The sequence below is a fragment of the Cuniculiplasma thermophilum genome (assembly GCF_052315355.1).
GTDB lineage: Archaea > Thermoplasmatota > Thermoplasmata > Thermoplasmatales > Thermoplasmataceae > Cuniculiplasma.
The window spans coordinates 16644-41989 of record NZ_JBLSDF010000002.1 but is presented as its reverse complement, the minus strand read 5'-3'; the positions used below and the strand labels follow the sequence as shown (position 1 = coordinate 41989).

Sequence of the window (25346 nt, the reverse complement as noted above, 5' to 3'; positions counted from 1 at the left end):
GGTCAAAATGCCCCCTCTAGTTTCCATGGCATGGAAAGATGGCGCCTTGCAGATACTGGGGGTTCATATTTCCCAGTTATATTTTGCCTGGGAATCTCCTCATAGGACGGGGATTCAAGATGACCGCATTCCGGGCACCTGAAAGTGAGATTCCCATAATTCTTAGTGTTTTCTCCACATATGGAACACTCGGGTGCGGTTCGTGAATATATCCTGGCCAGGGCAAGAACGTTTATCTTTTCAATTTTCAGACTCCCCTTACCCATGGAACCGTAAACCTCTATGAAATCACCTGGCCTTAGCATTTGAAGGACCCGTCTGAAGTTTTTCGACGGTTCGAATGCGATCATGTTTACAATTTTTCCATTGTACAGTGATTCAAATTTTAAGTGTCCACCTTTTTCCCGCCTTGGAACTGAGATCACGCTGCACCTTATTCCATAAGACCCATATTCGCTCATTGATTTGGGCATGTATTCTATGTGATCATCTGTCCCCTGATTCGTTTCAAAAATGATGTAATTTTTTCCATATTCTGGAAACTCCCTTGAGATACTGTTCTGTATCTCCATAAGATCCTGATATCGCAAACCCCTTATTCCATATATCACGGGAGTCCTTTCTCTTGGAAAGAGGCTTACGGATCTGTTTTCGAAATCCACATTGTTAAATGTGCTTGCATATGATTCTGCAATCTCTCCGATTCTTTCCTTCACACTCCTTTCTATTGTATCAGGGTGCGGAAAACTGTAAGATATCAATTCATATGTTACTTTTCTCTTTCTCCATGCTATAGATGCCGACGCACCGATTATGCCACGGCCGTTACCTTCACTGTATTCCTCGTAATTGAATCCACTTCCACTCAGATACTTCCTTATCTCTTCCAGGGAGAGTTCTCTTGATAATGCATTACCATAAATCTCCTCCGGAAACTGATTTTCTGATACGATAATACCGGGATTAGTGTCCACCTGATTCTTGACGCCATATTTCTTAACCAGGTCTACGGCTCCCTGCATGATCTCATCCCTGGAAAATTCTGAATTTGATGAGGCGATTTTAATCTCCCTGCCCTCAAAACTTCCTATCACCATTCCCTTGTTTTGTTTACCTTCATTCAATTCAAGGGATATGGCTCCATTTCCCCTTGTTTTGAATGGTAAATTTGGATTCAATCTCACGAGCCTTGGGAAGGATGTCATAAATTGGCCAAATTTTGCGCTCAGAAGGAAAGCGATATAGGTTGTGCACATCTCTTCCCTCGAGTCTGTATCATCGATTCCTATCCACATCTAAACACCAAACCGCCTCTGCCTGGTCTGATATGCCCTGACTGCCCTCAAAAAATCCACCTTTCTTAATTCTGGCCAGAAAACATCTGAAAAATAGAGTTCGGAATATGCACCCTGCCATAAAAGAAAGTTTGATATTCTCTCTTCACCGCTTGTTCTCAGGATCAGATCTGGATCAGGTATTGATCCATCATAAAGATATTTTCGGAAATTTTCCTCTGTTATATCTTCCTCTTTTATTTCACCATTCTTGAAATCCTTTGAAATTTTCCTTATTGCATCAATGATCTCTTCCCTGCCACCATATCCAACTGCTATGTTAAGGCGGAATTCATTATATCCACCAGTTTCTCTCTCAACGTCCTCAATTGTCTGGCAAAGGTATTCTGGAAGAATATCCAGTTTACCGATCACCTTGACTCTTATCTTATTCCGTATAACCCTTTCATCTGTTATCAGATTCCTCAGAGAGGTATCTATCAGGTGCAGGAGAAAATCCACTTCATCCTTGTTTCTCTGGAAGTTTTCAGTGGAAAATGCATATACTGTCACTATCCTTGTCCCTATTTCCATGCTCCATTCCAGCACCTCCTCAAGTTTTTCCTTCCCCTTTACATGGCCCGTATTAGGGTCCATTCCATTCTCCCTGGCAAACCTTCTATTACCGTCAGTAATTATTCCAATATGGTTTGGGACCCCACCATCTTTCTTAATCTGCTCCATGAGCACCTTTTCCATAATTTCTTCTGTCAGGTCCCCTATCTTTTTACTGAAACTCATGGAATCTCCCTCACATAGTCTAAGGAAAACATAAATTTATTCCTCGAATATCCGTGGACAATTCTCTTTGACGTTAATTTCATGTTCAGGCTTGAAATCGTCTCCATATGAGTCTCCAGCTCTTCCACAGTATCAACAAAGTAAACATTCAATCTTCCCCCTTCCTCAAGGTGTGAAACAACACTGCGGAAATCTCTATATTTATTTACAGGATTATTCATTATAATTCTATTGAACTTACCCATTTTTTCCAGAAGAGCATAGGAATCCACAAGATTTGGAACGATTGAAGCCTTAAGCCTGTTCATGGAAATATTTTCACGGAACAGTTCAAATGCCACTGGATTGATATCGCAGGCAATAATATGACAGTTGACAAGTTTTCCTATATTCAGTGAAAATGGGCCTATACCAGAGAACATGTCGTAAATCTTTTCTCCTTCAGTTACGTCCTTTGCAACGATGTACCTCTCTGTGGATAACCTTGGTGAAAAATATGTATTCTTTACATCTACCTTCATTACCAATCCATTTTCTCTGTACAGGGTCACAGGATCGTCTTCACCATAAAGGAGTACCAGATCCCTTAATCTCATTTCGCCCTGAATTCCATTATCAAGATAGATTGTCCTTATGTTCGGCTTAACCCTGCGAATGAATTCCTTTATGCTTTCGATCCTTCCTCCAGACCTCTCATGGATAATTGCGATTGAACCGATCAGGTCAAAACCACCCGCGTGACCTGTTGCAAGTACCCTGGTTTCCCTCGGCTCTCTCTCCAGTTCAACTATCTCACCATGTTCAGGAATTTTGCACAGGGGAATATACAGGAAGTTTTCATCTGAGGTAATTGCATATTCCGTCTCGATCATGCCCCCCTTTTTCAGAGATAGTATGGCCTTTTCCCCCTCTAACTTTGGTACCTTAAGATGCCTGATCAATACCATTAATATTCACCCTGCTCCTTGCATAGGACGTGATTCTTTCTGCCATTGTTATGGAAAATCCCTTTATTTCAGCAATACTCTTGGGATTCGCCTCCGCAAGTTCGCCCAATGATTTGAACCCATTATTGTAGAGAATCCTGGCCCTTACCCTTCCAACACCCGGTATTGAAATCAACGGTATTATCTCATCCCTTATACCTTCAGAGATTCTCAGGCTCAGCATATCGAGGAAATTTGCGTATTCTCTGCGATAATGCCTTGCCATTCTGGAAGCAGAGAATGCTATCCATTCAGCTGTAGATTTCTTTGATTCTATGTCGCCTGAACCAACATTAAACTCCTCTTCTATTTCATAGATAGGTTTCTCATTTATCCACTCCTTAAGCAGAAGAGCGGTCTTTGCAGCAGAAAGATCCTCTTCACTATCAGGTTCTTCATCTATCTCCTCAAAGAACACCATAAGTGCGTCCTCGTCATTCCGGTTTGCGAAGAGTCCAGTAACATCCGGGGTTTTGCAAATATGGTATAATGCCTTGGCTTCATTCAAACCATCCATTTCTAGCATTTCAAGTATCTCAATGGCAGTTCTCGGATCAATATAGAGCGAGGATGTAAGTCTCCCAAGTTCCGTCGGCTGAAGCAATCCTCCCTTTCTGTTCACAAAATCATTTTCCACAAGAATCTTTAGACTGTGTTTTGCCATTGTTTCCAGGTTCTCAAATCCCTTCTGTTTGCTGTAAAGAGTCGATCCATAGAAATTCATTATCTCCTCTTCCGATTTGCAGAGACCCGTACTGATCAGGGCGAGGGTGTTGAAACCCATAGTTTTTTCCGTGCACAGGGCCGATTCAATGGGTTCTGATCCATTCTCAAAAAAGTTTTTAACCTTATCCAGAGAATTATCAGTTGGACAGTATATGTATGCCTCACCATAACTGTCATACTTTGGTCTTCCCGCCCTTCCAAGCATCTGTTCTATCTCCATATTGGAAATATAAGTGGTATATCCATTGGAAAATCTTGTAAGGTCTCTTATTATAACGACCCTTGCTGGCAAATTTATCCCAGCCGCTAGTGTTGGAGTTGCCGTGAGAACCTTTATATTTCCATTTTTGAAGTTTTCCTCTATAAATTCCCTGTAGGAATAGGAAAGACCAGCATGATGGAACGCCACTCCGTATGGGACTATATCCTTCAGAATTGAGGCGAAACGTGAGGAGTCATCGGGCGGCATAACCAGACCATTGGTGAGATATCTTGATCTGAACTGATTCCCAATATCCCTTGCAAAGGACTCGGCCCTCTTTCTTGTATTCAGGAATATGAGAACCTGCCCACCATTCTCAATTGTGCTTTCTATGACGTCAGTTATGTCATTCCTCAGTCTCCCCTTTTCTGTGAATTCCGCATCATATATCTTCTTCCGGTTAATGATGAACTTTTTTAATGGAACTGGTCTGAAATCGCTTATAACCATTTCCGAATTGAGCCATTCCCCTATCTCTTCATAATTTTTTAGTGTTGCAGAAAGGAACACCATCTGCAAATCAGGATTAATCATTCTTGCAACTGACACTATGACTTCCAGTGTCGGACCTCTGGATTCGTCCCCTATATTGTGTACCTCGTCAATAACCATAAGGGATATTTTTCCGAAATAATCCGGATCGTGGTGCATCATGGAATCGGCCTTTTCAGATGTGCATACAAGTACATCAAATCTGTTTATCAAATCAGCACCTGAGTCAAAATCTCCCATGCTTATCCCGACTGAATATTCACCATTCAGGATTTCTCTTATTTCAGAATATTTTTCCTTAACCAGAGCCTTAAGGGGAGCGATATATATGGCCTTCCCTCCCCTCTTGAGCGTGCGCAAAATTCCGTAGTAGGCAATCAGTGACTTTCCCGAAGCGGTTGGAACTGATACGAGAACATTTTTCCCAAGATCTATTTTTTCGATGGCCTCCCTTTGATGTGGATACAGCTGAAAGCTTCCCTTATCTTCAAGGCCTCCAGTTAGTTTTTTCAGGAGGATTTCGTCCATTTTTCAATATATTTCAAATCTAATTAAGGGTTATGAATTTTTCATATTCCTATCCTTTGTAAAGACACAGAGTAAAAAGTATTAGTTTATGAAAAAACATATGGCATTGTGGAGAGACCTCATATCACATTAAACATGGCCCAGAGTCTGAATGGATACATTTCCGGGCCAGAAGGGAAAAGGGTTCTATTATCATCAAAAGAGGATAGGGTCAGAGTAATGGAAATGAGAAAAAATGTTGATGCCATAGTTATAGGTAGAAACACGGTTATGTCAGATAATCCGGAACTGTTGGTTGAGGGAAACTCGGATACCATAAGAGTTGTTATCGATCCTGAACTGAAAATTTACGGGAAGGGATTCAGAATAACAGATGGTAGTAGAAGAACTATAGTACTCAATGAAATTATGGAAAAAAGTGAGGGATTAACAAGATATATGAAGTGCCATAAACCCTTTAACCTCAAAAATGCCTTGGAAAAACTCTATCAGATAGGTATAAAAAAAATTCTCGTGGAGGGAGGGAAGAAGACTGCAGAAAGTTTTCTTAGAGAAAAACTGGTTGATGAGATGTACCTGTTTGTTTCCAACATTATATTGCCAGATGGAGGCGTTAGAATGCCATCTGTTACCCATGAAGGAAGAAATGCGGTTATTGGGACTATAGTTATTAATGGAGGAGTATTAATGAAAATAGATCCAGGTGAATGGGTATGAATGAATTGAGAAACAAAGGTTTTTTAAGACTTGAATGGGCAAGAAGCCACATGCCGGTCAGCAGTTATGTAAGGGAGAGATTTCTCAGGGAAAAACCGTTCAAGAATTTAAGGGTTGGAATGGCTCTTCACGTTGAGGCTAAGACTGGAATCTTCGCACTTCTCCTGAAGGAGGGTGGTGCGGATGTCCATATGGCATCATGCAATCCGCTGAGTACGGATGATTCTGTTGTGTCATCCCTAAAGGAAGATTATGGTATGGATGTTCATGCAAGGAAGGGTGAAAGTGAAGAGGAATATTATGAATATTTGAACAAGGTTCTGGATTCAAAACCAAACATTATAGTGGATGACGGAGGAGACCTTGTAAAGATACTTCATACAGACAGAATGGATTTGATTGAAAACATAATAGGAGGAAACGAGGAGACAACAACAGGTGTAAACCGTTTGAGAGTTATGGAGAAATCTGCAGCTCTAAGATTCCCTATGTTTGATGTGAATGATGCAAACATGAAGCATCTGTTTGACAACAGATACGGCACAGGGCAGAGTGCGCTGGATGGAATCATGAACGCAACCAATATACTTCTTGCAGGAAAAAGTGTGACTGTTGTTGGTTACGGATATTGCGGAAAGGGAATTGCGATGCGTATGAAGGGGATGGGTGCAAGGGTTACCGTAACGGAAATAGACCCTGTAAAGGCCAATGAGGCAACCATGGAGGGTTATGACGTAATGCCCATAAGGAAAGCAATTGCACAATCTGATATGGTAGTAACGGCAACAGGAATGAAATCGGTTGTTGATATGGCTTCCATTAAGGTGGCAAAGGATGGAATAATACTTTCAAATGCGGGTCATTTCAATAATGAGATTGATACAGAAAAACTTGAGAAAGAGGCAGTGGAGAAAACACAGGTGAGAGAATCGGTCAAAGCTTATAAATTGGATAATGGTAAGACGGTCTACCTTATTTCTGATGGAAGATTGGTCAATCTTGCCTCAGGACAGGGGCATCCTGTGGAAATCATGGATATGAGTTTTGCCATTCAGGCCCTGACCGCAGAGTATCTAGCAAAGAATTACAAGAACCTCAAGCCTGGGGTATATTCTGTTCCAGAGTCCGTGGATATGGATGTTGCAAGAATAAGGCTTAAAAGTCAGGGGATAGAGATTGACACGCCTACAGATGAGCAGATAAAATATGCCAACTCCTGGACGGAGGGAACCTGATGAAGAGATCAATTATTCTCATAGTTATGGATGGTCTTGGGGACAGGCCCGCAAAGTCTCTTAACAATAGAACTCCCCTGGAATCAGCATATACGCCAAACATGAATCATATGGCAAGAAATGGTATTTCAGGACTGCTTTATCCTGTACATCAGGGGATAGTGTGTGGCTCGGATACATCCCACCTATCTTTACTTGGATATAACCCGGAAGAGGTTTATACAGGAAGAGGCCCCTTTGAGGCGATGGGACTTGGGATGAACGTGAATCCAGGAGATGTTGCCTTTAGGGCAAATTTCGCTACAAGAGAAGGGGATATAATAAAAGACAGGAGGGCAGGCAGAATAGAAACAAGCACAGAGGAGTTGAGTAAGGCAATATCAATGAAAATTGAGGATGTCAATATCAGCGTTTCCTCAGGAGTTGAGCACAGAGCGGCCCTTGTAATGCACGGTTCAGGACTATCCGGTGACCTTACAGATTCTGACCCACACGAGATAAACAAGAAAGTGAAAAGAATTGAGCCCAAGAATGAGAAATCTGAAAAAACTGCAAGAATAATCAATGAGTTTCTGGAAAGATCAAGAAAAATTCTTGATGAACATCCCCTAAACAGGAGCAGAATAAATAGTGGAAAGCTGCCAGCAAATGAACTTCTTCTGAGAGGTGCAGGTCAGGCCCCATTCCTCCAACCATTTAAGGAAAAATATGGAATGGATGGTGCGTACATAATAGGAATTCCAATGATAAAAGGTCTGGCCGAGATGATTGGCCTGAAAAGAATAGATGTACCAGGAATTACAGGAGGGAAGAATACAAACTATAAAGGAAAACTTAGCTATGCCAGGGAAAATTCCAATAAATTTGACTTTATTCTAATGAATATTAAGGCACCGGATGCGGCCGCCCATGATATGAAACCTGAGGAAAAAAGAGAAGTTATAGAGAAAATTGATGAGGCAATGAGTAACATGATAGGTCTTGAGGATCGAACTCTCGTAATACTAACCGGGGATCATTCAACATCATCCACTTCCGGAGAGCACACAGGTGATCCAGTACCGGTTACCTTTTACACTGGAGGTATGCGAAAAATTGAAGCGAATGGATTTAATGAGAAGGCATGCTCGAAAACTGGATTTTCCATTGAGAGTGGTAGACTTATGACCTTTGCAATGCAACTCACAGATCGTCTTGAAAAATATGGGGCCTAAACACTACCGAAAAAATATACCAAACATTTTTATATAAAGTTGACGTCATGTGTTTATGAGACATTCGTCAGGCTTTGGTAAGACAAATGGCAGAAACTATCGCCAAAACAGTCTCAGATCTGATTTTATGAATACATACTCTACCAAAATTGCCTTTTTGTATGCCATAGTTGGGGTTGCACTCCTATGGTGGATACCAGTTATAGGTCCATTTACTGCAGGATTCATCTCAGGAAGAAAGGCTGGAAGCGCCAAGGATGCCCTTTCCATATCGCTCATCACCACTGCACTTGTTATCTTTACTTCACTCTATCTCATATCAACTTCTGTGCAGCAGGCTAGTCTTGTGGGTTACTATCTCAAGGATGGAATTTTTGCCTTTGCCACAAAACCACTTGCCGCTTCTTCACAGCTGGCAATAGATACCCAGTCATTTTACGGTGTTCTAACCACAATGACTCTCATTGTGCCAAGCAGCTTGATCATATTTAATGCCACAGCACTTCTCGGTGGAAGCATGTCGACGACCATAAGGGAGGAGAACAGAGGGATGTACAATCCATCTCCCTTCATAAGTCCAGTTCCTCAGGCCAACATGTCTAGAGGAACCAGAGAGGTTCCAAACCGCCCAATTTATGATGATGAGGCTGAACTCGAGTCTTACAACGACAATTATCAACCCAGAATGGACAGACTCTAAAAACATTAATTTTGCTAACCAAAGAAGAGTGAAAATTAATATATCTACTGTTGTTGTTGGACGCAATGATTGATATCAAATTGCTGAGAGATGATCCATCAATTTACAGAAAGGCCATGATAGACAGATTTTTGGATCCTTCACCTGTCGAGGAATTTTTGAAACTGGATCAGGAATGGCGTGAGAACATAAAGAAAATAAATGAATTAAGGTCAATTAGAAACGCCAGAAGTCTTGAGGTATCAAAGGCAGTCAAGGAAAAGAGGGATGCGGAAGAAATTAAAAGAGAGGTAAAGGAGATAAATGCATCACTTGGCAAACTTGAAGAAAGGCAAAGGGAAGTGGAAGAGAAAAGAGATAAAATGGTGAACCTGATCCCAAATGTGCTTGACAGGGAAGTACCCATATGCAAAGGTGACGAGAATAACCTTGTAGTCAGGGTTAATGGTGAGGCAAAGGTCAGAGAAGATTCACTGGAAACTTTCCTCAAGGAGAGCAATAACCTTGGAAAATATAAAATTGTCAAGGAAACTTACAGTCACGTCGATATTATTGAGAAGTATAACCTTGTAGACCTTGAACGAGCCACAAAGATTGCAGGAGCAAGATTTTATATTAGCAAGAACAGGTTGCTGAAGCTTGAGCTTGCCCTGATTAATTATGCAATTGACTTTCTGTCACAGAAGGGATTTTCAGTGGTTGAGCCACCACCTATGATAGCAGGAAACGCTGTATGGAAGGCCACGGATCAGGGAACTTTTGATGATGCTATTTATAAGATCGAAGGTGAAGATCTTTATCTGATTTCAACTTCTGAACACCCAATTGCATCCATGCTTATGGATGAAATCGTGGAACCAAAGGAACTTCCAATGAAAGTTGGAGGCTTTTCTCCGTGCTTCAGAAAGGAGGCGGGAGCCCACGGCAAGGATACAAAGGGAATTTTCCGTGTACATTATTTTAAGAAAGTAGAGCAGTTTATATTCTGCAAACCCGAAGATTCATGGGACTTTTTTGATGAACTTACAAAGAACACAGAGGAGTTTCTGCAAAGTTTAGGAATTCCATATCGCGTCGTTAATGTGTGCTCAGGGGAACTTGGAAACCTTGCAGCTAAGAAATTCGATATTGAAGGGTGGTTTCCTCATCAGGGAAGATACCGTGAACTCGCAAGCATATCCAATGATCTGGACTATCAGGCAAGGTCTCTGAACATCAGATACAGAGGCCCAGATGGAAACATATTTGTCCATACCCTTAATGGGACAGCAATGGCCAGTTCAAGAACAATTGTAGCCATAATTGAGAACTTTTCCCATAAGGATCACATAAAGATACCTGAGGCTCTTATACCATACACAGGGTTCGATTCCATATATTTTGAAAAGGATTGAAAAATTTTAAAATTATTTTATTCTTTCTGCGTATGCCATTTTGGCAGATGTTGGTGAGAATTTCTTCCATCTGTCAAGAAGAGGCAGGTATTCTTCATTTACCTGGTCCATAAGATTAAGGTAGTTTAATATTCCCAAAACAGCTGTGTCCCCATCACGAACAGCAGAAATTAAATCCCTTGTCATATTTGTCGAATCGCCACCGGAAAATACCCCCGGAATGCTAGTCATGCCGTTTTGATCCACAATTATCTGGCCATGGGGGGTCAACCTCAATTGTCTTGCATAATTATCCCCAAGAAATGAAAAATCAGTCTCCTGACCTGTGGCTTCAATCACAAAATCAACATCCATTGTGTAGGTTTTCTCCTTCTGCGGAACAGGTTTTGCTCTTCCTCCGCCCTCTGAAACCATTTGATTTTTCCAGTATTTCACCTGAACAATCCTGTTTCCTTCCTTTACATATTCAAATGGAGTTACTTCCCACATATAGCCAACAAGTTCGTCTATTGACTCTTCCATTTCCTCGTCTGCGTTCATAGATGGATATCCGGGCCTGTCTATTTCCCTTCTGCGATACATGATGTTGATATTCTTTGCCCCCAATCTTAAGGAAGAACGGGCAGCATCATTTGCAGTAAAACCTCCTCCTATTATGACCACCCTATTGCCAACAGGAATCTTCTCGTTCAGGGCGACCCTCTTCAGAAACTCCGTGGCATGCATAAAATTCTCAGCATCGCTTCCTGGTGTTCCTGTTGTTCTGGGGCTGTGATTCCCAACGCCAAGAAATACTGCATCATAACTTGAAACTATTTCCTCAAAGCTGATATCCCTTCCAACCCTGGTGTTAAGTCTGATCTCCACGCCCTGTGACTGAATGTAACCTATTTCCTTGTCAAGAACATCATCTGGCAAACGGTATCTGGGTATGCCAACTCTCATAAATCCACCAGTGACGGGAAGCTCCTCAAAAACCGTCACCCTTACACCCTGAATAGACAGATAATATGCAGCACTCAATCCCGCTGGCCCTGCTCCAATTACTGCAACCCTCTTGTTGATAAAACCTCTCCTTTTAACATGAATGACTTTTGAATAATCATCGAATTTGTCTGCTGCGTATCTCTTAAGGTGCCTTATGGCCAGTGGTCCACCTGTGTCATACATAACACATATATCTTCACAGTTATGAGTGCAAACTCTTCCTATAATTGCAGGAAAAGGCAAGTTTTCAAAAACAATCCTTACTGTCTGCGCTGGATCTCCCACGGCTGTGCTATTTATATATGCACCGATATCGAGACTTGCAGGGCATGCCTGTGTACATATATTACATCCAATACACCTTGATGCTTCTGTAGTTGCCTCCTGATCAGAATAGCCAATTAATGGCTCGATCCTAAAACTCTTAGATCTTTCCAACGGGTCTTCTTCTCTGATTGGGACTCTCTCGAATTTAAGCATCAGTTCACGGATCATGATATAAGTAAAATTAATAATGTTTTTGTAGAATGCTTTTAAAAATCAAAGTTTTACGAAGGCCGGAATTATTAGAATAGCTGTAAATAAATTTAATAAAACAAGAAATGTCAAAATAACGTATAGCTTATTTTTAGTATAGATATAATCTACCAGAGAACTGAATAATACAGTTACCGGAGTGAAGATTAGAACCCAGAGACCCAATGAAATGAAGGCTATTGGATTTAAAGCCAGAATCCCAGAGGGAATTAATACTGGCGAAAAAGCGCTTGATGTAATGTTTATTTTGGAATTATAGCTTTCAATCTGAGATATTGTATAACCATCGGCCCCGTTGAATATAAACATCAGAGCAGCTCCTATTGTGACTAGGCCAATACTCAGGAACACGGCAATTTTCAATATCCAGCTAACGATATTGGTAAGTTTATCAGAAGTTTGCATTCTGCCTCTCCTCCAGTTTCATCTTTACGTAAAGCAATAAAATCAGAATTGCTGCGGTTGAGATTGCCACTGTAAAACCAGTTAAAGGATTGATGTAGTAAAAGTGTGATTTTGTTATTCCTCTGAATATCATATCAATTCCAAGAAAAGTCAATATGGCAAAAAATATCCATCTTATTTCTTTGTTGGAAACCCTCAGGAGTATGGCTGATCCTATTCTTGATCCAATAAGTACCCCTATTGCAGTTGCCGCGGCCAGAAAGAACTGTATATATCCTTCATACCAGTAAATACTGCTTCCTGTGGCTGCCGTAATTCCTATCATAAAATTGCTTGTGGTAGTCGTAACCTTCATTGGCAGGTTCATTGCCCAGTCCATTCCAAGTACCTTAAGTGCACCACTCCCTATTCCAAGCAACCCCGAAAGGACACCTGCAAAGAACATAATGATTTCTCCAAGCCACCATCTTACCCCGGTGTATTGAACAGTTTTTTTACTCCTGTCATCATGATATTTGCCTGATAATTGGAAAAGCCTGCTTGTGAAATCGGCTGGCTTCTCTTCTGGGTATTCATACTTTCCTCTCTTCACAGTTGGTATGATGGATGTTAAAATCACTATTCCGAAAAGAAGGAATAGAATCCACTGAAGATTCGCGTGAACCACCAGGGCAAAAGTAAGAGCTCCCACAATAGCACCCAGTGTTGTTGCTACCTCAAGACCAACTCCAATTTTAATATTCGCTATTCCTTTTTTGGTATAGGTACTTGCAGAACCGGCAGATGTTGCAATAGTTGATATTAAACTTGCTCCGGTCGCGTACTCAATTGGCACACCGTAAAACAATGTAAGCACAGGAACCAAAACAGAACCTCCACCAAGTCCTGTTAGGGAGCCTATGATTCCTGCAATAATCCCACCAAAAACGATTAGCAGGAAATTTGATAGGGACCCTACATCAATCATTTATAAGGATTCCTGTTTTTTATATATATATTATGACATCCTTACGTTGTCAACAAAAGGGTTACATCTAAAATTATCTAAATATAATTGATTTTTATTCTATGTACAATTAAAAACAATAGATCATAATAATTCAAGTTATAACTCTTTCCAGATAACCCGAAGATAATTTTGGGTTTACGACTTAACGTTCAACAAAAGGGTAAATGATTCTATATGAGTATATAGGAAAGTTTTAATTTATTATTATTGTATGCCATTTGTGTTTGAAAGGCTTTATAGAGAGGAGAATGGCAAGAATATATATTCTGGAAATATAAGTTACATTTTCCTTTCTATGACCGCCATTGCTATATATACATCTTGGGGGTTCAATAGAATCTTTACTCCATTCATAGAGATCCATGGTTTTAATCTCTCTGACGCATTCTCGGGACTCATTTTAGGTTTGGAAGGACTGGTTGGTATATTTGCAGATCCCATATCAGGATTCCTGGCTGACAGGAGATTCTTATACCCACATGATACCAGAGGTATCATGATTGTAATTTCGGTATGTGTCATGGCGATTATGCTCTGCCTGATTCCATATGCTACGAGCGTGGACGAGCTCATTGGATTGTTAATTGCACTCTACATCGCCGCTCATTTCATGAGGACACCATACAATTCCCTGATGCCCCGAACCTTCGAGGTAAAAAACTGGGGTGTAGCATCCGGTTATGTTAATTCATTTCTGGCCATTGGATCCTTGGTGGCCTTCCTTATGGTTGCAGGTTTTGAGACAAAACTAGGTATCAAGAATGTGGCCCTTATAGAAGGTCTCATAGTTTTAGTCACGGGAATTATTACACCACTGATTGTGAAGGAGAAGAAACCTGAGAATAAATATGCTGTAATAAGGGAAAAGAAGACTCTAAATGAAAGGGTCCTTTACATGTTCCGTGACAGAAGGATATTAATCTATTTTGCCATTCAATTGTTTTCGTGGATAGCCTATGAGTCAATTGCCATCTATTTTGTATCTTATGTTCAAAGTGCAGGTTACTCATTTACCTCTGGATCAGATGGCCCGCTGGTTTTTGCTGCAATCGGTTTTGCCGTATTCAATGCTGTGACACTAATTGCTTCGATTCCAATGGGTATTTTTTATAAAAGGTATAAAAAAAAGAAGAACATTATGGTCTATGGCTTAGCAATACTTGCATTAGTTATGCTTTTAGCAGTATTTTTCAGAACAGAGGAGGTTGTGATCATATACCTTGCAGTTGGTGGCTTAGGATGGGCCGCATTTCTAGTTGCTGCATATCCAATAGGAGCATTTCTGATCACCACCCTGGAAGGAGATAGGGAAGCCGCAATGTCATCGTTCTTTGGGCTTTCAGCTTTCTTTAACAATGCCGCATTGTTAATTGCTTCAGTAAGCGTTTCATTTATACTTACTATATCACACAACAATTTCGAATTTATGTTTTTGGATTCAGCGTCAGCTGCCATAGTTTCAATAATACTGATATTCTTTATGAGATTAGATAACAGTATTCTATCGGAATTTGGCAAAGATGGAGTAGAAGAAATACTTCCAATAACATCTTAAAATGGAAAAAGATATGTTGTATACAATAATTAGGTATGCGTGAAAGCTCTATTTATTGGTGGAAGTGGCTACATAGGAAGAAATCTGATGCTTCTTATGGAACACGAAGAAACGGACTATTATTCAAGGCATAAGATTGAAGGAGAGAAATACTCAAAGTTTAACTGGATCCAGGGAGATGTGACCGATAAGGAAAAACTTGTCCCTCTGATTAAAAACTATGACGTGATCTATTACCTTAGCAATTCCTATTCAGATAAGGAAGAAGAGGCCATGAATGTTAATGTCTTCGGAATCAAATCGGTTGCAACCGAGATTAAAAGAATTGACAAAAATCAACGCCTTATCTATTTCTCTTCGGTTAATGTGCACTATGGCAAAAACGAATATTTTAGAACACGAAGAACAGGGGAAGATAATGCCGCATTGGTTAAGAATCATTTGATTGTTAGACTCTCCTTCGTTTTCGGAGGGGAGAATGATGGTTTCATATCCTTGATAAATGGCTTGTTTAACAAAGGCGTTGACAGGTTGCCTCGCGGAGGAAGAGTTTGCCCAACACATATAGAAGACCTTGCGGAAACTATTAAAAAGAGCGGTAACATAACTGGAGCAATATACGCCAATTCTTCATCTCAACTTACATTCCTTGATTGCATGAACATTTATGGAAAGAAAACTGGTAAACCTGAAGTGAAGGAGGCGGGAGGTATACTTTCCAGACATGCTGGTGAGAAGCTCGTGGAGGAGGGAAAAATAGACAAAATAACACTCGATCGCATTCTGGAAGATTACTTCAGAGAGGCCAGCTCAGTTATCCGATTTATCAAGGAACAGAAAAAATTTGAAGATTATGTACAAAATCTCCCTAAAGCATAACGTGACCTATGGCTTCTCTGTAAATAAATACACTCAATTTTTTAAAATATTTTAGACTGTAGTCAGATATCAATTCAGAGAATTCTTCATCCTTCTTTAATGAACATAGATAGGCATGTGCCATGGATAGATGTGAACTCGCATTTAGAAGATGGGCAGCTCTTATGTCCCCTGCTGCCATCTTAAGTTTCATATCCAGCCAGACTTCATCAGCGTGATTTAATTTCTTCCTGCTTTCATCTGTCAAAACAACGTCACTGTCTGAAATATTTTGATAGAGCTGATCGAGCATATCAAGAATTTCTCTGGTCGCATTTAATCTTATTCCAGTTGAAACTGCCAGGCCTAGGGACGCGAAAGCTATTTTTACATGATTTTGAAACTTGAAGTAATCAGAATCATTTCCAATTTCCTTGTCCAGCAGTTCACAGTATTCCGTGGTATCAGTTTTATTATCTTCTCCTCTTTCACTTTCCATAATCTTGCATAATTATTTCCTTATTAACAATTTTAGTAAGGATATCACTACAAGTTCATTTCACTCGATCAATTTACGAAAAATAGCCCCGGGCAGATTCGAACTGCCGTCGACGGGTCCAGAGCCCGTAATGCTTGGCCACTACACCACAGGGCTATTCCAATGGGGATTTTACTCTCGTATTAAAATGTTTCAATTATTACGTCTTTTATCACTGTTGAATGGGCATTAGGAAAAATAATTATAAAGTGTTGAAATAAAGAGAGGTGAAGAACTGGAGTGCCCATTTCATTTTTGATGATAATTTTCAATGGAAAAGCCTGGAAAAATGCTTTGTTGATCTTTTTAATGTAGTCAGGGGAGACCGAAAGATTGCTCAGGAAGAGGAGCAGGTATTACAGGTTAGACTTGAGCTAAATTTGAGGGAGATACAGAACAATAAAAAACCGATTGGATTTCACTCAGACGAAACTGAGCTTACAATGATATTCCCCCTGGATAGAAAGGAAATGATCATTTCTCATTACAATCCTTCAGAACTTGTAACAGAGGCTTCGGAAAAGATTAGCAAAATTCTAAAAAGTAAGAAAATAAAATTCTCACTGGAATTTGATAGAATGAAGCTCATAGAAGTTATAAGAAACAGAAGATAATTTCAGCTTCCATGACAATGTTAAATATTAATATGTATTCAATATTCCAATTTTGTGGAAATTAAGTCTTATTATATCCAGATTTCATTCGAAGATTTGGAAAGTGATTATTCTGGTGAGGTCACAATTGCTATTTCAAATCCAGAGAAAACCATATTTGTTGACTGCGATGTTAAGGATGTCATCGATGTCCTGATTAACGATCATGAGATGAATTATAAATACGATAGAGAAAATAAAAAAATAATTGTTAATAATGCCTATGACACCAATATTGAACTCAACATAAAGTTTTCAAATAATATATCAAATAGTTTGAATGGGATTTATCATTGCGGAAATGAAAATAGCAGGATGATAAGCACTGATCTAGAACCTAAGCACGCAATGTCGGTCTTTCCCTGTTTTGATGATCCATCAATGAAGGCGACATTTACACTAAGGGTATCAATCCCATCAGGCCTAAATGCTATTTCAAACACATCGATTGATACCGAAGTCTTTATCAACGGAAAAAAGGAGATAACATTCCATCAGACTCCAAAGATGTCAACCTATCTTTTTTACCTCGGAATTGGAAAAATGGAAGAGAGGATGACCATGTATAAAGGCAAGGAAATTGTTATTGCCGCACCTGGTCAGATAAATGGAGATCCGAGCTTTGCGCTTAAAATAGCCACCGAATGCCTTGCCTTTTACGAAAGTTATTTTTCAATAGATTATACCTTGAGTAAGCTTCACCTTATAGCAGTTCCTGACTTTGCCCCAGGAGCAATGGAGAATTGGGGGGCCATAACATTTAGAAATGACCTGCTACTCCTTGATAACAAAGACGATATTGACCAAAAGATCGGTATATGTGAAACTATTGCACATGAGATGGCTCATCAATGGTTTGGAAATCTAGTAACTTTATCCCAGTGGGGCGATCTCTGGTTAAATGAAAGTTTTGCCACCCTTATTGCGTCAAAGTTTGTTTCCAGTGTCCATCCGGAATTAGGAGGAGATAGATATTTTGTTGAACACAATCTATTTTCATCCATGTTGAAGGATTCACTCCTGTCAACCCATCCAATTAAAGCCAATGTGAAAGAAAGTGAGTATGAACAGATCTTTGATGAAATAAGTTATGGTAAGGGGGCTTCGATTTTAAGGATGATTGAGGAAGCAATTGGTGAAGAAAATTTTAGAAAGGCAATATCAAAATACCTTGATGAGAAAAAGTTCGAGAATGGAACAATTACGGATCTATGGTATTATCTTAACGCATTTTCTTCTGAAATCGATATACCTGAACTTGCAAGCAACTGGGTAGAAAAACCTGGTTTCCCCATCATAAGGATTGAAAGAAGTGATGGAGGTAAAAAAGTGATTCTTAAACAGGAAAGATTCCTCCTAAATGGGAAGGATCAAAGCGCCTGGATAGTGCCAGTATTTCTCACCACTGAAGATGGAGATCGGGATATACTCATGAAAAACAAAATTGAGGAAGTCGAAATAAACCAGATAATTTCCATTAACAGAAATGTTTATGGATATTATCTCTTTGATTCTAATGGAAGTGGGCTTAATAAGGACTTAAGAACAATGAAACAGTTGGATCTGGCTCTAGAGGAGATGTCAAAATTTCTACTTCTTCTGAAAGGTGAAATTAATCTGTCCGATTATCTGAACTTTGTTAGTGAGAATTCAAACAGCTACTCCTATCCAATGTTCAGTATTGTTCCTAATCACCTGCTTGAATTGTTTAACATAAGCGATGGAAGCTTCCAGATGTCAACCAAATTTTCCAATGTCCTCAGGAAGATGTTGCAGACATCTTTCACGGTAAATGACGACCCAACCGTTTTCTATTCAAGGGATTCGATCAACACATCCCTTGCCATAATGGATAAAACCTATTCTGATATGATGGGTGCAAAAATATCAAAGTTAGAACAGAGTCCTGTGTATGAGCATACCGCGATTATAATAGGAGCTTCTAGAAGCACCCTGGGCTTCTATAAAGTTCTTGGGTATCTCAAAGTTACCAAAAATTCAAATCTCTATTCCAAAATATGTTATGGCATTGGTTATACCACATCTGTAACTAAACAACTCCGAATTTTAAATATGCTGGCTGAAGGAAAGATCAAGGCTCAGGAGACCCCTGCTGTACTTCATTCTCTGATATTGAATCATAAATCGAGAAAACTCATTATGCGACTGTTTGGTGTTATAGTCAATGCTATACGTAGTAAATTCAAGGATTCAGGATCTGTATCCCTATTCTTTGAATACTCAATTCCCTATTTGGGTCTTGTAAGTAGGGATGAGATTAATAAAAAAATCCAAAAGTATTCATCAAGCGATCTGGAAATTGGAACAAAAATAGGTCTTGAAAAACTTGAAGTTTATGAAAAAATGAGGTCAAGAATGAATTGACAGGGGATTCATATCCAGAAAGGCCAGATCCTGAAATTTGTCGTTTTCAGGCATTTTATCTTCTACCAGATTCTGTAAGGAGACGTGGGTTGCAAACCACATAATGGGCAGCATAATAAGCCAATTCAATAGAGAGTATATAATCTGCCCTTCAAGAGAAAAAACGCTCCATATTTTTAATTCCAGAACGTTTCCCATGTAGAATATGGCTAACGGGAATATGCTGAATATTACGGTTATGTATTCATTGAGTGCGTATCCCTCGGTCCGGGTGGAGTGAGTGAAAGCATATCCCATCATTATTCCGCCCGAAAAACCTGTCAGAGACATTAAATCAAAAAAGAGACCGTTGTTGAAAGCAGCATAAGTTAAGTAAGGTAAATACCAAATCAGAGGAATGATGATTCCGATGGATGTAAGTAAAGTATTGAATTTTCTGGACCTATTTACAGGTTTTATAAAGCGGGATATGGAATATGAAAATATGTACCCAACCAGAACCATATACATTGAAGAGATGAAGAAGAAAATTGGGTTTCGCTGAAGATCTAAGGAAACACCCAGGGTTATAATCAAAGGTGCGGTTATCAACGAAGTGCTTAGAAAGAGAAACTGCCTCGAATTTCCTTTTTCCCATTTCCATGGTTCAAAAATATGTAAGTGTCTATTGTGCATATAATATTTTGAAACTAAGATATATGTTAAAACTAGGAGTGCCAAACTTGAAAAGACTGTTGGAAGGAGCACTTCGTCAAGCAAAAAAGCACTAACTGCCGGTAACAGGGCTATGTAACTTTCACACTGACAACTTAATGCCCCAGTAACCCCATAAAGTGCAGCACCAACTCTTCCATATTTAGAACGTTTATTTCCAATGTAACTGATTATAAGAAAGTAATTTTCCGATACAAGTGAAGAAATACCCAGAAATATGAGTAATTCGATTGGACTCACAGTAATTTCCACATATTTTGTTATTATGAATATTCCAAATTTTTCCAGGATTGGAAGTGAGTGCCCAACCCCTATAAACATAGTGCTTGCCGTTTCAATTGTGATTGGCACATCATAATGCTGATCATATATGGAAATTATACCACCAAGGAAAGCTATGAGAGTGAGTGTGGCAAAAAATGTTGTTACTCTGATTTTTTTGCCGGGAATACTTCTGGAATTTAACCCTACGAATAATAGATAAAGAACAAAGCCAACCAGAACAATCGAAAATGAAGCTTCACCAACTGTGAAAACGAGAGTCAAAAACATGGCGAGGGATACGTAAAGGGAGATATAGAAAGATGCAACATTTGGACGAAAGTTCATGGGAATGGATAATAGCATTAATAAGAGAAGAAGAAGTGCGATGGCAGTAGTATAGGGAATTGCCATAGTGTGAACAATAAACAGATTGAGTCTAAATCCAGTGATAGCAAACTCCGTAAAAAGTAAAAAAGAGATAAAAAAAGAAATCAGGGAAAGTTTCTTTGGCTTGTTCATCTTATCACTCGTGGTAATACTGTGCCCGATATATTTTAATCATAAGTCCGCCTATGATTAACAGAAAACCAAGCCCAATACCGTAAAGTGACTGATCATAAACGTTTCCAAAGGGCATAGAAAGTATTTCAATAAGTATTACGATGGCCAGAACTCCAAGCACAGAACTGTAAGCAACGTATGTATTATTTGACAATGACTGGTTGACTTTGTGTTCCTTTGGTGGATATATTCCAGTGATAAGACCGAGGGTGAACAGGAGAGATATGGCGAATAGTAAACCAACTATACTGATTCCAGCCAGTACTTCAGGAGTATAGTTCCCAGCCGCATATACAAATATCATGCCTAAACCAAAGGCGCTTATTCCTGCAAAGGTAGCTGAAAGTATTATTCCTCCAGCATATGGATTTGTAAGTTTTTGCGTCTTTATGGCCTTGCTTACTAATTCCACAATTGCTGTAATAACAACAAGTGGCACAATATAGAATGCAGCGACTACAGTATCAGGTATTGGCACTCCAGGTTCAAGTGCTCCCCATGCTGACAGTATTGCAAGGTATACAACGCCCACAATGGCGAAGGAAACTGTTATTGGCCTGTCTACAAGTTTAAGAGATGTCTTTGTATCCAGGTATGGGAGAAGAACCAGATAGGCCAGTGGAAGCCCGGCAAATATTACTGTTGCATAGAATGGACCAATACCCTCTGCAAATTGGAAGTCAAGCTCCTTATATACGAAGAGCAAAAACCATGGAGGATATGCAGGGACACTCATTGCCAGAGGGCTTGATGGTGCTACCTGAGGAAATGGAGAGAATAGGGCTGGAACATTGGGCAAGGCTGCTAGTATTGAAGGTACAACCACAACTATTCCTAGTGTGTAAAGTGCTATTTGAATCATATACATGAGATTGTAAGGATACCACTGCTTGTAAGATCCATCGTCGTGATCTATTGCAGGAGCCCTATACCCTGAATCCTTGCCTGATGGCATTATGGTATTGTATTCAGCCATGAAAAAGTGAGCAAGAAACACTATTCCTATGAGTGCGGCCAAAACTATATGCCAGGCAAGTAGTCTGTGGAATAGTGAAAGTTGCGTTCCTGAACCAAAAAACAGGGATGTAAGATACTGTCCTATTATTGGTGTAGCCCCGGCTATACCTCTTCCTACATCTGTTGCATCCTGGGAAAGCACATCACCACTCATGGAATATCCGAAAAATCCAACTCCGATTGTCATTAGAAGGAGTAAGATTCCAGAGAGCCACTGCATCTGCCTTGGTTTTTTATATGCTCCCACAAATAGGTTTCTGAGCAGGTGGATATAGACCAGAACAATCATTGCATAAGCCCCATAAAGATGGGTAGTCAGAATTATTGATCCATACGGCACAGTGTTCAGAAAAGCCTCTGTACTGTTATAAGCATTGGAAGGCTCATAATAGAACAGTAGAATAAGACCTGTGACAACCTCGTATAGAAAAACAGAAGTAACCATGGCTCCAGTCCAGAACATGAAACCTCCAGACTTACGCATGTAATCGGGAACCTTTCTTGGAATGGGCTGTGGTTCATTCATAATTTTTTCAATCATATTTGATTTATTTTCCATATTTTATCAACTCATCCCTTAGTTACGGTAACCGTAGTCTCCGTTGAGGAGGGTAAAGGATTACCTCCAGACAGGTCACTCGTATGTGCATATATAACCGGACCAACCAGGCTCTTAACATAGTATTCATCACTATCGGGATCGCTTCCTTCATGGGAAAGAATAACATTTGGAAGGGGCCTCTGGGTAGGTCCAGTTACAACCTTAAAACCTTCAAAAGGATCGTATGTGCTGCCGTGACAGTCACAGTGAATTTTGCCATCAAAGGACGCGGAAGTAAATGTGTGATATCTGATCTCGGGTGGTACGCATCCCAGATGCTGGCATATGGCGCTTGATGCCACCACAGATTTGTAAGGACCTACACCGCCTGGTGAAGTAAAACTGCCTCCAGTGAGAGGTATTGTAACCTTAACTGGCTTGATTTCTACGTCCTTATTATTGCTATCCCCCAATCTGAGCAAAAAATTGGGCTCATCAAGAAGAGGGTAATCAAATGTAACAATCTCTGGATTGTTCACTGTTAAGGAGTTAGTGCTTATTGGTTTTCCAGATGTGTCTACAAGTTTCATAGACGGAAAGCCGTTTAAAACCGGGGCAGATGATGGAATTATATTCTGAATTCCCCCTCTGAGAAAACCCAGGGCTCCAGCACCTATGGCTACAACCCCCATTATTTTGATGAAATTTCTCCGGGACGTGTCAGGAGGAGTTTGATCCTCCTTTTCTTTTCCAGACATTTAAATCCCCTTACATAACGTGGATGTTTCCCATCATCCAGCCAATCGTAGCCATTGCTCCTCCCCAACCAGCAGCACCAGTACCACAAGGTGCATAACACTGCCAAGAAAGGATTGAGCCAGCGGACTGATTAAGGTAGAACTGGGCGTGAGTTACTGTTCCTCCATTAGGATTATTTCCGGCCCAGGTTGGCACATTCACTATAACTTTTCCACCACTTATTATGGAAAATGTGTGCGTCACATAGTAACCGCCTGCTGAGTTTCCCACCCATGGAAGGCTTGAAACTGCCCAGCCTTGACCCTTGTTTATGCTTATGTTGTTTGATGAATTACCAGAAAGGGTAGCGTTTTCTGCTATCTTTGTTCCATTATATATATACTCCTTATCCCCTACCGTACCAAAGACCTTGGCGAAGAAACTGTTGTTCTGTGTGGGGTTAGATGCGTTCCCGGTTGCATTTCCAAGGGCACTGTTCGTCCCACTGTCATAGTCTATGATGGTCAAAGATATCAACTGATCCGCGGGCAGATATATATTTGCAGAAGAACCCAGTGTTCCATTAGGTTCCAGAATGAAATATGCAGGCTGCCTGTGATTTATTGTGGAGTTGTGGAACCAATTGTTTGGTGTTATAATCAGTGTAAGAGAAGTTTGTGCTGCTGCAGGTGCAGTTGTACTTACACTACTAACCGATTCATAATAAGCCGCTCCAATACCAATCCCTGCAATCACAACGATTGCAGTCATAATGGCGTAAAATGCTTTTTCAGATGCCATATACTGCCATTCTAATTGGTAATTTAAAAAACGTACTTTACATGTAAAGTTAATTAAAACCTCAAATGAGTAAATCTCTATACCTAAACACCTGAAAAAACTAATACTTTTGTTCAAAAATGATGTGATAGGTCTTATGGAACCTTTAAATGATTTTCCTTATCGCTTCATAAATTTTTCCATTCTGCTTTGAATGGATTCTGGTGGCATATGACCCCTGGTATAGTAATAGTATGAATCAAAACCCCATTTCATGAGATGAGCGACCTGACCGGTCATTGTGATATCATTTTTACCACCAAACAGTGTATCAGAGAGAATCAGAGTTGCTTGGGAACCTCCTCTATTCATTATACAGAATATCTCAGGTTTAAATTCTTCAACTTCTTTCCCGTTAGAAATTTCTTTTTGTAATGAGGAAAAGGCGATGTCAGCCTGCATAATCGCAATATGCCCAAGTTTAGGCATTGAGAGATTGTTAACGTCTCCTGCGACCAATATATTTCTGTATTTTGTATGTCTCATTTCCTTATCAGTCAGAATGAAGCCGTAATCGTCCCCTATTTTGGACTCTCTTATGAAGTCCGGCCCGCGATAGGGAGGTATTATTACAGAAAGATCACTCTCCAATTCACTTCCGTCATTGAAAATAACTTTATTCTTTTCTACCCTGCTAATCTCCTTTTTTACGTGAACATTTATTCCACTCTTCTCTATGAGAGGCTTAAGGGCGTTATGCACTGGTTCTCCAACATCCTCGAAGAATATTTCTCCTGGGCTGAAAACGTCAATTGAAGATTTGTCTCTCAGGTTTTCTTCTCTCAAAAAATGGTCGACCATGAACATAACTTCTCCTATGGGGCCTTCACATGGAGCGGCCAGAGGTATTGCTGTTTCTGGGGACCAATCTGTTTTTGCTGACCCCACAACGACTTTTCCGCCCTTAAATGCTTTCAATTTGCTCCACAATTTTGGTGCCTGAACATCATCACACACTGAATATGCATACTCATTAAATCCTGGGATTGCGTCATAATCCTTTATTGCCCCAGTAGCGATCATTAGATAGTCATAGTTTAAACTGCTTCCATCTTTGAGAAATACCTTCTGACCTTCAGGGTCCACCCTGACGACGCTCTGGTTCACGAATGTTGCTTTTCTCCTCTTTATTATCTTTTCAAATGGAATTTGAACCTTGGATACACTTTTTCCATCCATGGCAACTTCCGGAAGAGAGGGTTTTTCAAGGCTTGTTTTTCTTTCGTCGATCAAAGTTATGTCGAATTGACCGGCCATATGCTTATTGAGATTGTACAGAAATCTAAGCCCTGCAAAACCGCCTCCTATTATTATCATCTTTTTAACCATAAATTCACCATTTCAGTGTTATTCCTTCTGAGTATAAAATATTCATGATAATTAATCATGTTTATGAAATTAGATCGTCCCATCTA

22 protein-coding genes and 1 tRNA gene are annotated in these 25346 nt (G+C 39.9%); 9 read left to right on the top strand and 14 right to left on the bottom strand.

Annotated features, from left to right (window positions below; translation table 11 throughout):
- Positions 1-2: 2 nt before the first annotated feature.
- Genes ACNF42_RS00655 through ACNF42_RS00640 form a run of 4 tightly spaced genes read right to left on the bottom strand, consistent with a single transcriptional unit; the run spans position 3 to position 5069 of the window.
- A complete protein-coding gene (locus ACNF42_RS00655) occupies positions 3-1295 on the bottom strand; it encodes a TiaS agmantine-binding domain-containing protein (protein ID WP_443337769.1) in 1293 nt (430 codons plus the stop codon).
- Positions 1296-2075, bottom strand: a complete 780-nt coding sequence (gene uppS / locus ACNF42_RS00650; RefSeq protein WP_443337767.1) for a polyprenyl diphosphate synthase — start codon at positions 2073-2075, stop codon at positions 1296-1298.
- A complete protein-coding gene (locus ACNF42_RS00645; protein ID WP_443337765.1) occupies positions 2072-3022 on the bottom strand; it encodes a class I SAM-dependent methyltransferase in 951 nt (316 codons plus the stop codon). Before ACNF42_RS00645 ends, uppS begins: the two co-directional genes overlap by 4 nt.
- Entirely contained in the window at positions 3000-5069 is a 2070-nt protein-coding gene (locus ACNF42_RS00640; RefSeq protein WP_443337763.1) for a DEAD/DEAH box helicase, read from the bottom strand. The genes ACNF42_RS00645 and ACNF42_RS00640 overlap by 23 nt, the downstream gene beginning before the upstream one ends.
- Positions 5070-5177: 108 nt before the next feature.
- On the opposite strand from ACNF42_RS00640, the gene ACNF42_RS00635 reads away from it, so the two are divergent.
- The 5 genes from ACNF42_RS00635 to serS all read left to right on the top strand — a co-directional run bounded on the left by ACNF42_RS00635 (position 5178) and on the right by serS (position 10329).
- A complete protein-coding gene (locus ACNF42_RS00635; protein WP_443337761.1) occupies positions 5178-5786 on the top strand; it encodes a RibD family protein in 609 nt (202 codons plus the stop codon).
- Positions 5783-7021 (top strand): adenosylhomocysteinase, encoded by a 1239-nt coding sequence (locus tag ACNF42_RS00630; protein ID WP_443337759.1) that lies wholly within the window; start codon positions 5783-5785, stop codon positions 7019-7021. The genes ACNF42_RS00635 and ACNF42_RS00630 overlap by 4 nt, the downstream gene beginning before the upstream one ends.
- The gene (locus tag ACNF42_RS00625; RefSeq protein ID WP_443337757.1) at positions 7021-8235 is read left to right on the top strand and encodes a 2,3-bisphosphoglycerate-independent phosphoglycerate mutase; all 1215 of its coding nucleotides are present in this window, start codon (positions 7021-7023) and stop codon (positions 8233-8235) included. Before ACNF42_RS00630 ends, ACNF42_RS00625 begins: the two co-directional genes overlap by 1 nt.
- 55 nt (positions 8236-8290) lie before the next feature.
- A complete protein-coding gene (locus ACNF42_RS00620; RefSeq protein WP_443337754.1) occupies positions 8291-8935 on the top strand; it encodes a hypothetical protein in 645 nt (214 codons plus the stop codon).
- Between the two features lie 65 nt (positions 8936-9000).
- Positions 9001-10329 (top strand): serine--tRNA ligase, encoded by a 1329-nt coding sequence (serS, locus tag ACNF42_RS00615; RefSeq protein WP_443337752.1) that lies wholly within the window; start codon positions 9001-9003, stop codon positions 10327-10329.
- Between the two features lie 12 nt (positions 10330-10341).
- On the opposite strand, the gene ACNF42_RS00610 is transcribed toward serS, so the two are convergent.
- The 3 genes from ACNF42_RS00610 to ACNF42_RS00600 are packed head-to-tail and all read right to left on the bottom strand — an operon-like array spanning position 10342 to position 13225.
- Positions 10342-11796: an NAD(P)-dependent oxidoreductase gene (locus ACNF42_RS00610; protein ID WP_443337750.1), complete on the bottom strand. Its 1455-nt coding sequence runs from the start codon at positions 11794-11796 to the stop codon at positions 10342-10344.
- Between the two features lie 60 nt (positions 11797-11856).
- Positions 11857-12258: a DUF1634 domain-containing protein gene (locus ACNF42_RS00605; protein WP_443337747.1), complete on the bottom strand. Its 402-nt coding sequence runs from the start codon at positions 12256-12258 to the stop codon at positions 11857-11859.
- Entirely contained in the window at positions 12245-13225 is a 981-nt protein-coding gene (locus ACNF42_RS00600; RefSeq protein WP_443337745.1) for a sulfite exporter TauE/SafE family protein, read from the bottom strand. The genes ACNF42_RS00605 and ACNF42_RS00600 overlap by 14 nt, the downstream gene beginning before the upstream one ends.
- A gap of 262 nt (positions 13226-13487) precedes the next feature.
- Here ACNF42_RS00600 and ACNF42_RS00595 point away from each other — a divergent pair, with 262 nt between their 5' ends.
- Entirely contained in the window at positions 13488-14822 is a 1335-nt protein-coding gene (locus ACNF42_RS00595; protein ID WP_443337742.1) for an MFS transporter, read from the top strand.
- 39 nt (positions 14823-14861) lie between these two features.
- A complete protein-coding gene (locus ACNF42_RS00590) occupies positions 14862-15701 on the top strand; it encodes an NAD-dependent epimerase/dehydratase family protein (protein ID WP_443337740.1) in 840 nt (279 codons plus the stop codon).
- Here the strand turns inward: ACNF42_RS00590 and ACNF42_RS00585 are convergent.
- Positions 15691-16179, bottom strand: a complete 489-nt coding sequence (locus ACNF42_RS00585; protein WP_443337737.1) for a DUF1940 domain-containing protein — start codon at positions 16177-16179, stop codon at positions 15691-15693. The genes ACNF42_RS00590 and ACNF42_RS00585 overlap by 11 nt on opposite strands.
- 83 nt (positions 16180-16262) lie before the next feature.
- A tRNA-Gln gene (locus ACNF42_RS00580) sits at positions 16263-16335 on the bottom strand.
- Positions 16336-16445: 110 nt separating this feature from the next.
- Here ACNF42_RS00580 and ACNF42_RS00575 point away from each other — a divergent pair.
- Entirely contained in the window at positions 16446-16832 is a 387-nt protein-coding gene (locus ACNF42_RS00575) for a hypothetical protein (RefSeq protein WP_443337736.1), read from the top strand.
- Positions 16833-16886: 54 nt separating this feature from the next.
- Positions 16887-19256, top strand: a complete 2370-nt coding sequence (locus tag ACNF42_RS00570; RefSeq protein ID WP_443337735.1) for a M1 family metallopeptidase — start codon at positions 16887-16889, stop codon at positions 19254-19256.
- On the opposite strand, the gene ACNF42_RS00565 is transcribed toward ACNF42_RS00570, so the two are convergent.
- The 5 genes from ACNF42_RS00565 to ACNF42_RS00545 all read right to left on the bottom strand — a co-directional run bounded on the left by ACNF42_RS00565 (position 19242) and on the right by ACNF42_RS00545 (position 25260).
- Positions 19242-20753 carry a hypothetical protein gene (locus ACNF42_RS00565; protein ID WP_443337734.1) on the bottom strand — a complete coding sequence of 504 codons (1512 nt, stop codon included), beginning with the start codon at positions 20751-20753 and terminating at the stop codon, positions 19242-19244. The genes ACNF42_RS00570 and ACNF42_RS00565 overlap by 15 nt on opposite strands.
- A gap of 4 nt (positions 20754-20757) precedes the next feature.
- Complete coding sequence (locus tag ACNF42_RS00560) at positions 20758-22353, bottom strand: cytochrome b (protein ID WP_443337733.1); 1596 nt, start codon at positions 22351-22353, stop codon at positions 20758-20760.
- A 29-nt stretch (positions 22354-22382) separates the two neighbouring features.
- Complete coding sequence (locus tag ACNF42_RS00555) at positions 22383-23111, bottom strand: Rieske 2Fe-2S domain-containing protein (RefSeq protein WP_443337732.1); 729 nt, start codon at positions 23109-23111, stop codon at positions 22383-22385.
- A 10-nt stretch (positions 23112-23121) separates the two neighbouring features.
- Positions 23122-23892 carry a hypothetical protein gene (locus ACNF42_RS00550; RefSeq protein WP_443337730.1) on the bottom strand — a complete coding sequence of 257 codons (771 nt, stop codon included), beginning with the start codon at positions 23890-23892 and terminating at the stop codon, positions 23122-23124.
- Between the two features lie 159 nt (positions 23893-24051).
- Positions 24052-25260: an NAD(P)/FAD-dependent oxidoreductase gene (locus ACNF42_RS00545; protein WP_443337728.1), complete on the bottom strand. Its 1209-nt coding sequence runs from the start codon at positions 25258-25260 to the stop codon at positions 24052-24054.
- Between the last annotated feature and the right edge of the window lie 86 nt (positions 25261-25346).

Excerpts from the sequence above, each read along its gene's own strand:
- ACNF42_RS00655 (WP_443337769.1), bottom strand. The coding sequence starts at position 1,295 with ATGTGGATAGGAATCGATGATACAGACTCGAGGGAAGAGATGTGCACA.
- uppS (WP_443337767.1), bottom strand. The coding sequence starts at position 2,075 with ATGAGTTTCAGTAAAAAGATAGGGGACCTGACAGAAGAAATTATGGAA.
- ACNF42_RS00645 (WP_443337765.1), bottom strand. The coding sequence starts at position 3,022 with ATGGTATTGATCAGGCATCTTAAGGTACCAAAGTTAGAGGGGGAAAAG.
- ACNF42_RS00640 (WP_443337763.1), bottom strand. The coding sequence starts at position 5,069 with ATGGACGAAATCCTCCTGAAAAAACTAACTGGAGGCCTTGAAGATAAG.
- ACNF42_RS00630 (WP_443337759.1), top strand. The coding sequence starts at position 5,783 with ATGAATGAATTGAGAAACAAAGGTTTTTTAAGACTTGAATGGGCAAGA.
- ACNF42_RS00625 (WP_443337757.1), top strand. The coding sequence starts at position 7,021 with ATGAAGAGATCAATTATTCTCATAGTTATGGATGGTCTTGGGGACAGG.
- ACNF42_RS00620 (WP_443337754.1), top strand. The coding sequence starts at position 8,291 with ATGAGACATTCGTCAGGCTTTGGTAAGACAAATGGCAGAAACTATCGC.
- serS (WP_443337752.1), top strand. The coding sequence starts at position 9,001 with ATGATTGATATCAAATTGCTGAGAGATGATCCATCAATTTACAGAAAG.
- ACNF42_RS00610 (WP_443337750.1), bottom strand. The coding sequence starts at position 11,796 with ATGCTTAAATTCGAGAGAGTCCCAATCAGAGAAGAAGACCCGTTGGAA.
- ACNF42_RS00605 (WP_443337747.1), bottom strand. The coding sequence starts at position 12,258 with ATGCAAACTTCTGATAAACTTACCAATATCGTTAGCTGGATATTGAAA.
- ACNF42_RS00600 (WP_443337745.1), bottom strand. The coding sequence starts at position 13,225 with ATGATTGATGTAGGGTCCCTATCAAATTTCCTGCTAATCGTTTTTGGT.
- ACNF42_RS00585 (WP_443337737.1), bottom strand. The coding sequence starts at position 16,179 with ATGGAAAGTGAAAGAGGAGAAGATAATAAAACTGATACCACGGAATAC.
- ACNF42_RS00565 (WP_443337734.1), bottom strand. The coding sequence starts at position 20,753 with ATGAACAAGCCAAAGAAACTTTCCCTGATTTCTTTTTTTATCTCTTTT.
- ACNF42_RS00560 (WP_443337733.1), bottom strand. The coding sequence starts at position 22,353 with ATGATTGAAAAAATTATGAATGAACCACAGCCCATTCCAAGAAAGGTT.
- ACNF42_RS00555 (WP_443337732.1), bottom strand. The coding sequence starts at position 23,111 with ATGTCTGGAAAAGAAAAGGAGGATCAAACTCCTCCTGACACGTCCCGG.
- ACNF42_RS00550 (WP_443337730.1), bottom strand. The coding sequence starts at position 23,892 with ATGGCATCTGAAAAAGCATTTTACGCCATTATGACTGCAATCGTTGTG.
- ACNF42_RS00545 (WP_443337728.1), bottom strand. The coding sequence starts at position 25,260 with ATGGTTAAAAAGATGATAATAATAGGAGGCGGTTTTGCAGGGCTTAGA.